We start from the raw sequence: 12,769 nt of genomic DNA, 5'->3' as shown, positions 1-12,769 counted from the left end.
CCCCCCAAACGCTGCCGGCTGCGTTGTACTCGCTGGCCGTACCACGTGTCCCGTTGCGAGCCTGGGGCGTCCCTGCGGGGCGTTTCGTACGCCTTGCCAGCCGCTCTTTCGTCCGGACGGCAGGCAGCAAAAAGCCCGGCTGGGCCGGGCTTTCGGGGGTGGATCGCGGTGGCGATCAGACCGCGGTCCAGCTCTTGCCGAGCGGGTTGAAGGTCGGCTTCTGGCCGCCCCACAGCTGTTCCAGATTGTAGTAGTCGCGTACCGCCGGCAGCATCACGTGGACGACGAGTTCGCCGGCGTCGACCAGCACCCAGTCGCCGCTTTCTTCGCCTTCGGTGCCGACGATGTCGTAGCCCTTGGCCTTGAGTTCGACGGCGACGTTGTTGGCGAGTGCGCGCACCTGGCGGTTGGAGTCGCCCGAGCAGACGACCATGCAGTCGAACAGGTCGGTCAGTTCGGTGGTATCGAGGGCGAGGATGTCCTTGCCCTTGATGTCTTCGAGCGCCGCAACGGCCACGTCGCGCATCGCTTGGGTCAGTTCGTTCATGCTTTTCCTAGGAAGTAGTCCGGTAGAGGCCGCTGGCGGCGAGTTCGGCGTGGATCGGCGTCAGCGCCGACACATCGTCGCCGCGCGCGAGTCTGTCGCGCAGTTCGGTTGACGAAATCGTCGTCAGCGGGCTCGGTAATCGGCTGATTTTACCGCGAGCCAGCGCTTCGGGTGCGGCTGTTACCAGCCGTTTGGCATATTCACGGCCGATTTCGCCGGACAACCGGTCGAATTCGAAGCCCGGCCGGGCCGCAACGACCAGGTGGCCAAGCTCGAGCAGTTCGCGCCAGCGGTGCCAGCCCGGCAGGCCGGCGAGCGAGTCGGCGCCGATCAGCCACACCAGCAGCGCGTCGGGCTGCTCGGCCTGCAGCTCGGCCAGCGTGTCGACGGTATAGCTGTAGCCGGTGCGCCGCACTTCGCGGTCGTCGGCGACGAGGCCCGGTTCAGCGGTGATCGCCAGCCGCACCCAGTCCAGCCGTTGTTGCGGCGACACGCGCAGTTCGGCGCGGTGCGGCGGCAGGCCGGTCGGGACCAGCCGGACTTCGGGCAGCGCGAAGGCGTCACGCAGGCAGCGCGCGAACGCGAGGTGGCCGTTGTGGATCGGGTCGAAGCTGCCGCCGTAGATGCCGAGGGTCTTCATCATTTTCCCAAAAAAACGGCCCGCCATACGGCGGGCCGATGCGTATCTCACGGGGTGAGGACCTATCCCAGTAGGCGAGCGAGCCAAGGCAGTTTGATCTCGCCCGGAGCGCAGAAACCGGAATGGACATGTGGTCCATGAGGATTTCGAGCACCGGACGGGGTCAAAATGCGAAGGCGCGGTCGCCTAATGGGATGGGTTCAGACGCGAACTTCGCCGTCGCCGAACACGATCCACTTCTCGCTGGTCAGCCCTTCGAGGCCGACCGGGCCGCGGGCGTGGATCTTGTCGGTCGAGATGCCGATCTCGGCGCCAAGGCCGTACTCGAAGCCGTCGGCGAAACGCGTCGATGCATTGACCATCACCGACGCCGAGTCGACTTCACGCAGGAAGCGCCGCGATTTGGTGTAGTTCTCGGTGACGATCGCGTCGGTATGGTGCGAGCCGTAGCTGTTGATGTGGTCGATCGCCTCGTCCATGTCGGCAACGACCCTGATCGCCAGGATCGGCGCCAGGTACTCGGTCGCCCAGTCATCAATGGTCGCGGCGACAATGCCCGGCAGGATGTCGCGCGTCGCGGCGCAGCCGCGCAGCTCGACGCCCTTGGCGCGGTAGATCTCGGCCAGAGGCGGCAGGATCAGCTCGGCGACGGTGGCGTTGACCAGCAGCGTTTCCATCGTGTTGCAGGTGCCGTAGCGGTGCGTCTTGGCGTTGTCGGCAATGCGGAGCGCCTTTTCCGGATCGGCCTCGTCGTCGATGTAGACGTGGCAGATGCCGTCGAGATGCTTGATCACCGGCACGCGCGCATCGGCGGCGATCCGCGCGATCAGCCCCTTGCCGCCGCGCGGCACGATCACGTCGACGAACTCGGTCATCGTGATCAGCTCGCCGACCGCGGCGCGATCGGGCGTCTCGACGATCTGCACCGCTGCGGCCGGCAGGCCGGCGGTTTCAAGGCCTTCCTTGACCAGCCTGGCGATCGCCTGATTGCAGTGGAAGGCCTCGCGGCCGCCGCGCAGGATCGTCGCGTTGCCGGACTTGATGCACAGGCCGGCGGCGTCGGCGGTGACGTTCGGGCGGGCTTCGTAGATGATGCCGATCACGCCGAGCGGCACGCGCATCTTGCCGACCTGGATGCCGGAGGGCCGGTACTTGAAGTCGCCCATATTGCCGATCGGATCGGGCAGTGCGGCGATCTGGCGCAGGCCTTCGGCCATGGTCGCGATGGTCTTGTCGCTCAGCTGCAGCCGGTCGAGCAGTGCGGCGTCGAGGCCGTCGGCACGCGCCTGGTCCATGTCCCGGGCATTGGCGGCCAGCAGCGCTGCGGCCTCACGGACGACGGCGTCGGCAATCGCTTCGAGCGCACGGTTCTTGGCGCCGGTACTGGCCTTGGCCATTTCACGGCTGGCGGCGCGGGCCTTGCGGCCGACGTCGTGCATGTATTGCTTGATATCCATCGCGGCATACTCCAATCGGCAAAGCGGCTGTGCGAATCCGAGGCGGCGTCACGCGGTGCTCGGCAACACCCCAAGGGTGCTTCCTACCGGGGCGCCCTCATGGACATACAGTCCATTCCGGCTGCTCCGCTCCGGGTTCCTTGCCTCGAATCCGCTCGCTCGCTTTGAATTTTCCCTGAGCCGATTGTACCGAAAACGCCGGTGAGCCAATACAAGCCCGGCCCAGTCGGCGAGCGAGCCAAAGCAGGCCGGCCTCGCCCGAAGCGCAGGAGCCGGAATGGACGTGTGGTCCATGAGGAGGGTCCGAAGCTAGCCCCTTGCGGGGGCGGAGCATCGGACGGGACCAAAAAATGCGCAGGCGCAGCCGCCGAATGAGTCGGGCTAGGGGCGTTCGGGCAGTTGCAGGACGGTCACCGCGACGTTGTCGGCCTTCTTGCGGTTGAACCAGTCCGGGGCCGAGCTCTGCACCGCAACCAGTTGCGGGCCGTCGGCGGTGTCGATGAACAGCGGCGAGCCCGAATCGCCCGAGAGCGTATCGCAACGGTGGTAGAGCGTGCTGTTGCTGCGGAAGCGGGTGATCGTGCAGCCGCGGTGCGCGGTGAGGATGTCGTCGTGGTCCTCGGCAAAGCCGGCCTGCGTGGCGCGATAGCCGGCGTCCTTCAGCGCTGCGGTCAGCGCCTGGCGATCGCCCCTGAACAGCGGAAGCGGCGCCGGTGCGGTGCCGTCGGCGCGCTCGAGCTTGAGCCAGGCGATGTCGTAGCGCGCGGCCGATGGCTGGATGTAGACGTCCTCGCCCTTGTAGACGAGGCCGGCGCGGAATTTCGGGTGGAACACCTGGCCGACGACGCGGTAGCGCGCCTGGTAGCGACCCTTGTGGAAGCCGGCCTTGAACCACTGGCCGGCGTCGATCTTGCCCTTGTCCATCAGAAAGCAGTGCGCGGCGGTTACGGCGAGGTCGGGGGCGACCAGGGTCGCGGTGCAGGTGCTCTCGGCGCGGGTTTCGAGTCGGCCGATCGCCGCGTACGGTGGCGCGTACGGTGCGGTGATGGCGATGCGGTCATCGCGGCCGAAAAAAAGCGCTTTCTGTTCGCGGGTCAGGTCGGCGTGGACGGGCAGGCTCAGCGCGAGCACAAGCAGGGAAACGAGGTGACGCAAGTTCGGTGGTCCTGAAATGCAAAAACGGGGACAGTGTCCCCGTTTTTTCGTACTTGGGCGAGCCAGTGATTACTTGGCAGCCGATGCAGCCGAAGCAGCCTTCTTGGCTTGAGCCTTTTGAGCGGCCGAAGCGGTCGAAGCAGCCTTCTTGGCCTGGGCCTTTTGTGCAGCCGAAGCGGTCGAAGCAGCCTTCTTGGCCTGGGCCTTTTGTGCAGCCGAAGCGGTCGAAGCAGCCTTCTTGGCTTGAGCCTTTTGTGCAGCCGAAGCGGTCGAAGCAGCCTTCTTGGCTTGGGCCTTTTGTGCAGCCGAAGCGGTCGATGCGGCCTTCTTCGATTGAGCCTTTTGTGCGGCCGAAGCGGTCGAAGCAGCCTTCTTCGATTGGGCCTTTTGTGCAGCCGAAGCGGTCGAAGCAGCCTTCTTGGCCTGGGCCTTCTGTGCAGCCGAAGCGGTCGAAGCAGCCTTCTTGGCCTGGGCCTTCTGTGCAGCCGAAGCAGCCGACGCGCCCTTCTTGTGTGCGTGCTTTTCAACCTTCACAGCCTTGACGCTGGAAGCCGGCGAAGCTTCGGCAGCGATGCCGGCAGCAGCAGCGGTAGCGAACACACCAGCAACGAGAACGGCGAGCAGTTTTTTCATGATGTCTGTTTCCAAGTAAGAAGAACACGTCTTGTGTTGGGGGCGATTATGCGAACCCTGCCTTACAGGGTCGATGCGCGCTTGGTAGCGACGTGTAACGCCGTGTACGCCGGGCCATGCCGGCAATTGCTGCGAAAAGGGGACGTGCAGGGCTGAGGCGGGGTTTAGAGCTTGCCGGCGTCGCGCAGCGTCGTCGGCCACGACAGCACCAGCCGTGCGCCGCCGATCGGTGCGTCGGCGATGCTCAGGTCGCCGCCGTGGCCGCGCATGATCATCGCGACGATCGCCAGACCGAGGCCGAAGCCGCCGCTGTCGCGGTTGCGGCTGCCTTCGAGCCGCTCGAAGGCCCTGACCAGGCGCTTCCTTGCTTCTTCGGGAATGCCCGGGCCGTCGTCGTCGACGATCAGCCGGGCGGTGCCGTCGGCCCAGGCCAGGGTCACCTCGACCCGACCGCCACCGTAGCGCCGGGCGTTGCTGACGAGGTTGCCGAGCGCGCGCGACAGGTAGTAGCTGTCGGCGGCGAGCCAAGGTGCCCTGACCGGTGTCGCGTTGGTCAGCGGGATCGCGTTGCCGGCAACGCTGAGCTCGTCAAGCTGGCGCGACAGCCAAGGCAGGATCTCCAGCGGCAGCAGCTCCATCGTCAGCTTGCTTGCCTCGAGGCTGCGCAGCGTCAGCCATTCCTCGATCAGCGTGTCGATATTGTCGAGGTCGCGCTCCATGCCGGCGGCGACGTCGGGCGTGCCGGCGCCGGCCTTCAGCGCTTCGAGCCGGTAGCGCAGCCGTGCCAGCGGCGTGCGCAGGTCGTGCGAGATCGCGTCGATCATTGCCTGCCGGCCGGCCGACAGCTCCTCGACATCGTGCGCCATCCGGTTGAACGTTGCACCGAGCGGCGCCAGCGGTGAGGCCTCGTCGAGCGAGACGCGGACGCTGAAATCGCCGGTGCCGACCTTGCGGCTCTGGCGGATCATCGCCAGCAGGTCGCGCCAGAACGGCCGCAGCCACAGCCAGGTCGGCAGCCCGAGCGCCAGGCACATCAGCGCCAGCGCGACGACGTCGGGCCACGAGACATTGTCGAGCCGCTCGAGGTAGGACACCGGGCCGAGCACGACCATCAGGTCGGTTTTCGGAATCCGGTGCAGGTAGAGGCCGGCGTCGGCGATCAGGATGATGTCGCCCGACGCGAGCGCGACGCGGTTGTCCGGGCTCAGCACGTAGGCGTCGAGCGCCTCGACCTGCACCGGCACCGGCAGCTTGCCGCGCAGCCGGCTGATCTCGTCGTGCCACAGCGACTGCGGCAGGTCGCCGAGTTCTTCCTCGATGATGGTGATCGTCGACTGGAAGATGTCGGTCAGGTAGCGCTGGTTGGTGCGCTCGAGCATGTGCTTGTAGAACGACCCGACCAGCAGCGCCGCGCCGAGGAAGCAGATGACGACGGTCAGGTAGAACCGCAGGAACAGCTTACGCATCGCTTCATTCCACCGTGCATTCGGCCGCAGTCAGCGCGCCTCGCCGTCGTGCTGACTTCGCTGCGCGTTCACGGCCGGATACGCGGCGGAATGCCGTCTGTTCATCAGGGTGAACAGATCTGCCGCGCAGAACCGCATCGGAGCGAGTTGTCAGGCGGGTGTGCGTCGGGCGCAGCGAACCGGTAGCTGGCGCGAAGGCTGCACCGCAGCCACCGGAATGGGCTGTTTGCCCATGAGGATGGCGAGGAGCACCCGACAAAGCCAGGTGCCGGTGCAGCAAGCCGGGCACTACTCTTGCCACCAGATGTCGGTGGCGAAGAGGTAGCCCTTATGGCGGATCGTCTTGATCTTGCGCGGCTCGTGCGGGTCGTCGTCGAGCTTCTTCCGGAGCCGCGAGATCGCGACGTCGATGCTGCGGTCGAGCCCGTCGTAGTCGATGCCGCGAAGCTTTTTCAGCAGGTGGTCGCGCGACAGGATGTCGCCGGCGTGGCTGGCGAGTTCCCACAGCAGGTCGAAGTCGCCGGTCGACAGCCCGAGCGGTTCGCCCTGGTAGTTGGCGCTGCGGTTGCGCGAATCGACGGTGAGTTTGCCGAAGTTCAGCGTGCTGCGCTCGCCGGCGGCGGCCGGTGCGGCGGTCAGCGTCGCACTTGTCGGCGTGGTGCGCAGGTGGGCGCGGATCCGTGCGAGCAGCACCGCCGGCGGCGTGGTCTTGACCACGTAGTCGGACGCGCCGATCTCGAAGCCGAGGATCTGGTTCATGTCGCTGTTGAGCGAGGTCAGGATCACCACCGGACCGGTGTAGAACTCGCGCAGCTCGCGGCAGATCGTCAGCCCGTCCTTGCCGGGCAGCATCACGTCGAGCAGCACCAGCGCCGGCGGGTTGGCGCGGACGCGCTCGATCACGTCGTTGCCGTCGGCAACGTGGTCGACGTCGAATTCGAACGAGCGCAGAAAGCCACCGATCAGCCCGGCGAGCTCGGGGTCGTCTTCGACGAAGAGGATGGTCTGGGTCATGCGGAATCCTTGCACCCGCCAGGTACGGCGGTGTGCGTCGAGTTTACCGCAGCATGAAGGTTTCGTACTCGAGCCGGTCGAGCTTGCGGTTGAGCAAAAGCAAACCGACGGTGACGCAGAGCAGCAGCGCCAGCGCGAAGCCGTAGCCGTACCAGCTCGAGCCGAGTTCGATCGACAGCCAGGACAGCAGCGCGTTGGCGACGACGAACAGCGCGGTCAGCCCCAGCACGATGCGGCGCGCGTCGAGGTAGAAGAACACGTTGAGCACCGCGAGCAGCGCAACCTGCAGCCCGGCGGCGAACACGTCGACATAGAGCAGCGGCAGGTACAGCGGCGACAGGCCGAGCCAGGCGAAGATGTCGCCGGCGAGCATGTAGGTGACCAGCATCGCCAGCCCCTGGATCTTGGCGATCTCGGCCAGCCCCTGGCGGATCGAGAACACCATCTCGTTGCGGTAGGTCTCCAGCTGGTCGAGCGAACCGCCCTCGCGCACCGCGTCGTAGAAGCGGTTGTAGTAGTCGACGAAGTCGGTCTCGATCCGCACCAGAAAGACCGCCATGCCCGGAATGATCGACAGGTAGGCGATGAAGATCGGGAAGTCGTAGATCGGCGATGCGCGCAGCGGCCCGATCACCGCCTGGCTGGTGCTCGGTGCGAACCAGAAAATGAACTTGTCGATCCAGATGCCGAGGTTGTAGAAGAGGCCGGTGAACACCAGCGTCGGGTACATCCGGCCGCGGCGCAGGAAAGCGAGCGAGATCAGCCGCCCGGACGGATAGTGCTGCCAGACGAGGAACCACAGCCCGCCGGCGAGCAGCGTATGGCCGACGACGAAACCGCCGAGCAGCCCTTCGAGCCCCCAGGGCCGCAGCCACAGCGCGACGAGCACGGTGGTGCCGTAGCCGAGCGCGAACAGCAGCACGATGGCCAGATAGCGCTTCATCCCCGAGAGGAAGACCGCGGCGATCCAGATCAGGCACAGCAGCACGAAGCCGTTGAGCATCAGCAGCCGGTAGCCGAGCGGCGCGCTGGCGAAGGCGGTGAAGCACAGCAACAGCGCGAGCACGCCGGCAACGGCCAGCGTGACGAACTGTGCGCCGACGAAGCTCGGCAGTACGTGGTGGTCGAGCTTCTGGTACAGCCGGTCGGCGATGTAGCGGGTGAACGCCAGCTGCAGCGGGCCGGTGACGATCAGGCTGGCGGCCAGCAGCCAGGTGACCGAGACCTGGAACTGCTCGATCGCGATCTTCGGCACGACGACCGACAGGCTCATCAGGCCGATCAGCTGGACGCCGATGATCGACAGGATCCACGGCCCGGCGCTGATCAGCCCGGCGTAGGCGTAGGCCTGCAGCTGGCCGAGGTAGCTTTCGCGCCGCAGCAGCTTGCGCAACTCGAAACCGATGCCGGCCATCAGGCGGTCTCCACGGCGAAGGCGGGGGCGTACAGCTCGCGGTAACTGGCGAACATCCGGGTCTGCGTGTAATAGCGTTCGACCCGGGCGATGCCGGCGGCCTGCGCCGCGTGCCAGTGGTCCGGTTCGAGCAGCTCGAGCGCGGCGGCGGCGAGCGCCTGCGGGTCGGCGACGCCGACGACCCGGCCCGAGGCGCCGAGCGCCTCGTCGTCGTCGCCGTGGCCGTAGACGAGCTGCCGGCACGAGCCGACATCGGTCGACACGGCCGGCACGCCGGCGGCATAGCCTTCGAGCAGTACCAGCGGCAGCGCTTCGGAAATCGAGCTGAGCACGACGACGCCGACCTTCGGCAGCAGGGCGTCGATGCGCTGGAAGCCGAGGAAGCGCACCTTGTCGGCGAGGCCGAGGCTGGTCGCGAGCTCGCGGCATTCCTGCGCGTACTCGGGTGCCTCGTCTTCGGGGCCGGCGATCCACGCCTCGGCGTCGGGCCGGCGGTTGACGACGGTGCGCATCGCGCGGATGAAGGTCTTGACGTCCTTGATCGGCACGACCCGGCCGATCAGGCACAGCACCGGCGGGATCGCGTCGCCGCGCTGCGCGCGCAGCGGCGCCAGCCGGTCGAGGTCGATGCCGTTCGGCACCGAGCGGGTCCGGGCGGCGTCGGCGCCGTCGCGCACCTGCCGCTGGCGGTTGGCCTCGTACAGCGCGACGATCTCGTCGGCGGCGTGGTAGCACTGCCGGCCGATCTGCTCGAAAAAGCGGATCCACAGCTCGCGGAAATAGCCGATCCGGCTCGCCTCGCGTTCGAACACATTGCGGTTGTCGCGGATCCAGTCGCTCTGGTACAGGTCGATCTTGCGCTCCTTGGTGTAGATGCCGTGCTCGGACAGCAGCAGCGGCTTGCCGGTCCGGCGCTTGAGCAGCGCGCCGAGAAAGCCCGCGTAGCCGGTCGAGACCGTGTGGTAGAGCCTGGCCGGCGGCAGCCGCCGGGCGAGGTCGGCGAGCAGCCAGACCGGTGCGTGCATTGCGCGGACGGTCCAGAAATAGTCGACGAAGGACGGGTCGGTCGAGCGCTGCCGGTACTGCTCGCAGATGAATTCCCACGCGACCTCGCTGTAGAGGAAGTCGTGCCGGGCCATTGCCCCGTCGAACAGCCGTTCGAGCATTTTCCCGAGCGCTTCGGGCGAGGTGTCGATGTCGTTCGGGCTGTGGAAGTGCGCATGCGCCCTGGCGACGATGTCGAGCTCGGCCGCGTCGCCGCGGCGCGCCCGCGGTTTCTCGTTGTGCTGCGTGTCGTGCAGGTAGCTGCAGCTCAGCCAGGCGACGTTGCCGGGCAGCGGGTACTTCATCTCGCCGTAGTCCTGCCGGCGGCTGCCGAGGAAGACGAGGCCGAAGGTGAGTTCGGGAAAGCCGCGGATGATCTGGTTGACCCAGCTCGAGACGCCGCCGCTGACATAGGGAAACGTGCCCTCGAGCAGCAGGCAGACGTCGACCGGCCGGGTCGGGTGGTCGGTGATCATCGGCGGCTCCAGTAACGGACGACCGGCTGCAGCGTGTCGTTGACGTGCAGCGGGTTCAGGCTCGGGAACAGCGCGCGCATCGCGGCGAAGTCGCGGCGCGCGTAGGCCAGCTCGGCCAGGTAGGGAATCAGTTTCACGTGCGGATAACCGAGGATGCTCGCGGTTTCGAAGGCCTCGCGCGCCTGCGGCAGGTCGCCGTTGTCGAGGGCGAACTTGCCGCGCAGCATCCACAGCTCGGCGGCGCGCGGCTGGATGTTCAGCGCCTCGGCCAGATAGCGCTCGACCTCGCCGCTGGCGAAGGCGCGGACGTCGCCCTGCGCGAGGTCGTGGTAGATCAGTTCCCAGTACAGGAAGGCGAGGTTGCGCGCCGCGTCGAGGCGGCCGTCGCGGTAGTGTCCGAGCGCGGCGTTGATCTGGCCGTCGAGGCGTTTGGCCTCGCGCTCGAGCATGCCGTAGGCGAGCAGGCGCAGATCCTCCTCGGGGTCGTCGAGCAGGTCGCGCAGCAGCTCGCTGGCGTGGCGGCTCGGCATCGACTTGAGCGTGAGCAGTGCCGACAGCCTGGCGTCGGCCGGCGCCTGCGGGTCGGCGAGACGCATCCGCACGCCGCCCATGCCGTAGTTGATCGTTGCGCGCTTGCGGCTGCTGCTGAATACCGGTGCCGGCAACACCCGGAACGGCGGCGGCGCGACGGTACGGCGGCCGCGGATGCCGAGCCATGCGGCCAGGCTCAGCGCCGGTATGCCGATGCCGGGCAGGAACAGCGCCGCCAGTGCGAGCAGTGCCAGCGTCAGCCGCCGGGGCCGGCGCAGCCCGGCGGGCATCAGCCACCATGCCAGGGCGATCTCGGCCAGCGCGATCGCCGCGTGCGGCACGGCGACGGCGGTACTGGCATCGCCGATACCGGTGATCAGCAGCGCCAGATCGAGCGCCGGCAGGACCAGCCAGAGTAGCAGGCAGGCGGCGACCTTCACGCGGTGGCCCTCGTGCCTTCGTGCAGCAGGCCCTGCAGCTGGATCCATGCATCGGGCTTGGACAGCGAGACGCAGTGATGGCTGTAGCCGGCCTGCACCAGCGACTTGCCGAAGCGCTCGCGGACCAGCGCTTCGATCCGGTTGACGTAGCCGTCGACGACGGCGAGCGTCGACAGCGGCATCAGCGTGATCAGCGCCCGGGTCGGCCGGTCGTCGATCGCCCACTGCTGGTCGAGGCCGCGCTGGCTGCGCCTGACTTCGTTGAAAATGTCCTGCTGCTGCGAACCGGGCGCGAAGAACTGCACGACGATGGTGCTGGTCAGCCCGCTCTCGCGGCGGACGCGCTGCAGGTTGAAGAGTTCGTAGGCGAAGTCGGGCGGGCAGTCGGGCAGGGCCTCGAGCAGCGGCGCGGCCAGCTCGCGCACCGAGACCTGCTCGGCGTAGTACGCCGACAGCACCGAGATCATCTGCAGGGTGTCGTCGTTGAGCGCGAAAAACGGCATGCGCTTGATCGCCAGCACGCCGATCTGCACGCCGATGCTGTTGCGCAGCGGCACCGCGACCAGCAGCCCGGTCTCGACATCATGCAGGCCGTCGGTCTGCACGTGGCAGAGCGTGCGGTGGCGGATCGCGTAATCGAGCAGCGCATCGTCGCTGCGGTAGTTCGGGTCGTTGCCGATCACCGCGACCGGTTCGGCGACGAGCTCGCCGTTGCGCCACTCGAACAGCGCCGCGGCCTCAAGCTGGCAGAACTGCGCCATGAAATCGAGGAAGGATTGCGCAACCGGCAGGCCGCCGCCTTCGTCGCTCGCATCGAGCAGGCCGCGCAGCCGCGCCAGCGCGTCGCGCAGCGTCACCGGCCGGCTGATCAGGTTCTGCTCGAGCCGCTCGTGCGACAGCCGCAGCAGGTGGTGCTGGCGCGCGAGCCGGTCCAGCCGTTCGTCGATGTAGCCGTTGAGCTCCTCGACCCGGCGCACCCGGGTCCGCCAGACGCCGCTGTACTCGCCGGCGATCATCACCATGATTAGCCCGCCGATGAAATAGGCCGGCGGGATCGGCTGGCCGCGCATCAGCAGCGGCCACGTCAGCAGCAGCAGCGCCGACGCCGCGAGCCCGGGCAGCATGCCGTAGCGCAGCGCGACCAGCAGCGGCACCAGCCACAGCCACGGGAACGGCGAGGTGACGCCGTAGGGATCGTGCGGCGCGTATGCATGGCCGATCGCGAGGCCGATCGCCGGCATCGCCAGCGTTTCGGCCCACTGCCACCAGGGCCGACGTGCCTGGGCGGTGTGGATGCGCCAGTGCCACTTAGCGGTTTTCAGCACCCGAGTTCTCCGACAGCGGCAGGCCGTTGACGATGTCGCGCATCAGCTTCTGGGCGACGGCGGCGAGGCTCTCGCGCGAGAAGCCGCTCTTGCCGCCGACGCCGCTCCAGACGACCTGGCCGGTCTGCAGGTCCCAGACGGTCAGGCTCAGCCCGACCGCCGGCTCGCCGTCGACGCCGACCTTGTAGCGCCATTCGTCGACGCTGCCGCCGATCGCGTAGCGCAGCTGCTCCTTGCGCGCCCAGTCGCGTGCGGCTTCGAGCGCGGCGCGCTCGTCCGGCGCCAGCAGCGTCTCCTTCGACAGCCCGGCCGGGTAGACGCGCAGGTCGGCGATGCCGCGCTGGTGCAACAGCGGCTGCAGGATGGCCTCGGCGCGCAGGCCGGCCAGCGGCGTCTCGGTGTGGTTGACGATGGGCAGCATCGCCCATTGCGCCTTCGCCGGCAGCGGCGCGGATTTCGAGACGTCGACCACGGCGCAGGCGGTCAGCCCGAGCACGAGGCACAGCGCGGCCAGCCGGCCGATCAGCGAGGTAAGGGGTCTGTGCATGATGATCCTCTTCGTTGGTTTAGATTCGTCGTGCCGCATCGCTGGAGCGGCTGGCAAAGCTGGCTGCGTCGTATTGCCGT

The 12,769-nt window shown here is 67.5% G+C and carries 12 protein-coding genes; all 12 read right to left on the bottom strand.

Annotated features, from left to right (window positions below; genetic code table 11):
• Window positions 1-175: 175 nt before the first annotated feature.
• The gene (rsfS, locus tag BJP62_RS10495) at window positions 176-547 is read right to left on the bottom strand and encodes a ribosome silencing factor (RefSeq protein WP_070529589.1); all 372 of its coding nucleotides are present in this window, start codon (window positions 545-547) and stop codon (window positions 176-178) included.
• 7 nt (window positions 548-554) lie between these two features.
• Complete coding sequence (nadD, locus tag BJP62_RS10490) at window positions 555-1,190, bottom strand: nicotinate-nucleotide adenylyltransferase (RefSeq protein WP_070529588.1); 636 nt, start codon at window positions 1,188-1,190, stop codon at window positions 555-557.
• A gap of 197 nt (window positions 1,191-1,387) precedes the next feature.
• A complete protein-coding gene (locus BJP62_RS10485) occupies window positions 1,388-2,644 on the bottom strand; it encodes a glutamate-5-semialdehyde dehydrogenase (protein ID WP_070529587.1) in 1,257 nt (418 codons plus the stop codon).
• Window positions 2,645-3,025: 381 nt separating this feature from the next.
• Entirely contained in the window at window positions 3,026-3,799 is a 774-nt protein-coding gene (locus tag BJP62_RS10480; protein WP_070529586.1) for a serine protease, read from the bottom strand.
• Window positions 3,800-3,868: 69 nt separating this feature from the next.
• Window positions 3,869-4,432, bottom strand: coding sequence for a hypothetical protein (locus BJP62_RS10475; RefSeq protein ID WP_070529585.1), 564 nt, complete (start codon window positions 4,430-4,432; stop codon window positions 3,869-3,871).
• Window positions 4,433-4,596: 164 nt separating this feature from the next.
• Complete coding sequence (locus tag BJP62_RS10470) at window positions 4,597-5,898, bottom strand: ATP-binding protein (RefSeq protein ID WP_070529584.1); 1,302 nt, start codon at window positions 5,896-5,898, stop codon at window positions 4,597-4,599.
• Between the two features lie 288 nt (window positions 5,899-6,186).
• Window positions 6,187-6,912, bottom strand: a complete 726-nt coding sequence (gene rstA / locus BJP62_RS10465) for a two-component system response regulator RstA (RefSeq protein ID WP_070529583.1) — start codon at window positions 6,910-6,912, stop codon at window positions 6,187-6,189.
• A 43-nt stretch (window positions 6,913-6,955) separates the two neighbouring features.
• Complete coding sequence (gene pelG, locus BJP62_RS10460) at window positions 6,956-8,326, bottom strand: exopolysaccharide Pel transporter PelG (RefSeq protein ID WP_070529582.1); 1,371 nt, start codon at window positions 8,324-8,326, stop codon at window positions 6,956-6,958.
• Window positions 8,326-9,846 (bottom strand): GT4 family glycosyltransferase PelF, encoded by a 1,521-nt coding sequence (pelF, locus tag BJP62_RS10455; protein ID WP_070529581.1) that lies wholly within the window; start codon window positions 9,844-9,846, stop codon window positions 8,326-8,328. Before pelF ends, pelG begins: the two co-directional genes overlap by 1 nt.
• Window positions 9,843-10,817, bottom strand: coding sequence for a lipopolysaccharide assembly protein LapB (locus BJP62_RS10450; RefSeq protein WP_070529580.1), 975 nt, complete (start codon window positions 10,815-10,817; stop codon window positions 9,843-9,845). Before BJP62_RS10450 ends, pelF begins: the two co-directional genes overlap by 4 nt.
• A complete protein-coding gene (locus BJP62_RS10445; protein WP_145927169.1) occupies window positions 10,814-12,142 on the bottom strand; it encodes a PelD GGDEF domain-containing protein in 1,329 nt (442 codons plus the stop codon). Before BJP62_RS10445 ends, BJP62_RS10450 begins: the two co-directional genes overlap by 4 nt.
• The gene (locus tag BJP62_RS10440; RefSeq protein WP_070529578.1) at window positions 12,126-12,689 is read right to left on the bottom strand and encodes a penicillin-binding protein activator LpoB; all 564 of its coding nucleotides are present in this window, start codon (window positions 12,687-12,689) and stop codon (window positions 12,126-12,128) included. The genes BJP62_RS10445 and BJP62_RS10440 overlap by 17 nt, the downstream gene beginning before the upstream one ends.
• Between the last annotated feature and the right edge of the window lie 80 nt (window positions 12,690-12,769).

The organism is Jeongeupia sp. USM3, assembly GCF_001808185.1.
Lineage (GTDB): Bacteria > Pseudomonadota > Gammaproteobacteria > Burkholderiales > Chitinibacteraceae > Jeongeupia.
The sequence above is the reverse complement of the archived record's forward strand: the minus strand, read 5'-3'. Positions and strand labels throughout refer to the sequence as shown.

Coding starts and splice junctions, on each gene's coding strand:
- pelG (WP_070529582.1), bottom strand. CDS start 8,326: ATGGCCGGCATCGGTTTCGAGTTGCGCAAGCTGCTGCGGCGCGAAAGC.
- BJP62_RS10470 (WP_070529584.1), bottom strand. CDS start 5,898: ATGCGTAAGCTGTTCCTGCGGTTCTACCTGACCGTCGTCATCTGCTTC.
- BJP62_RS10485 (WP_070529587.1), bottom strand. CDS start 2,644: ATGGATATCAAGCAATACATGCACGACGTCGGCCGCAAGGCCCGCGCC.
- pelF (WP_070529581.1), bottom strand. CDS start 9,846: ATGATCACCGACCACCCGACCCGGCCGGTCGACGTCTGCCTGCTGCTC.
- rstA (WP_070529583.1), bottom strand. CDS start 6,912: ATGACCCAGACCATCCTCTTCGTCGAAGACGACCCCGAGCTCGCCGGG.
- BJP62_RS10440 (WP_070529578.1), bottom strand. CDS start 12,689: ATGCACAGACCCCTTACCTCGCTGATCGGCCGGCTGGCCGCGCTGTGC.
- BJP62_RS10475 (WP_070529585.1), bottom strand. CDS start 4,432: ATGAAAAAACTGCTCGCCGTTCTCGTTGCTGGTGTGTTCGCTACCGCT.
- nadD (WP_070529588.1), bottom strand. CDS start 1,190: ATGATGAAGACCCTCGGCATCTACGGCGGCAGCTTCGACCCGATCCAC.
- rsfS (WP_070529589.1), bottom strand. CDS start 547: ATGAACGAACTGACCCAAGCGATGCGCGACGTGGCCGTTGCGGCGCTC.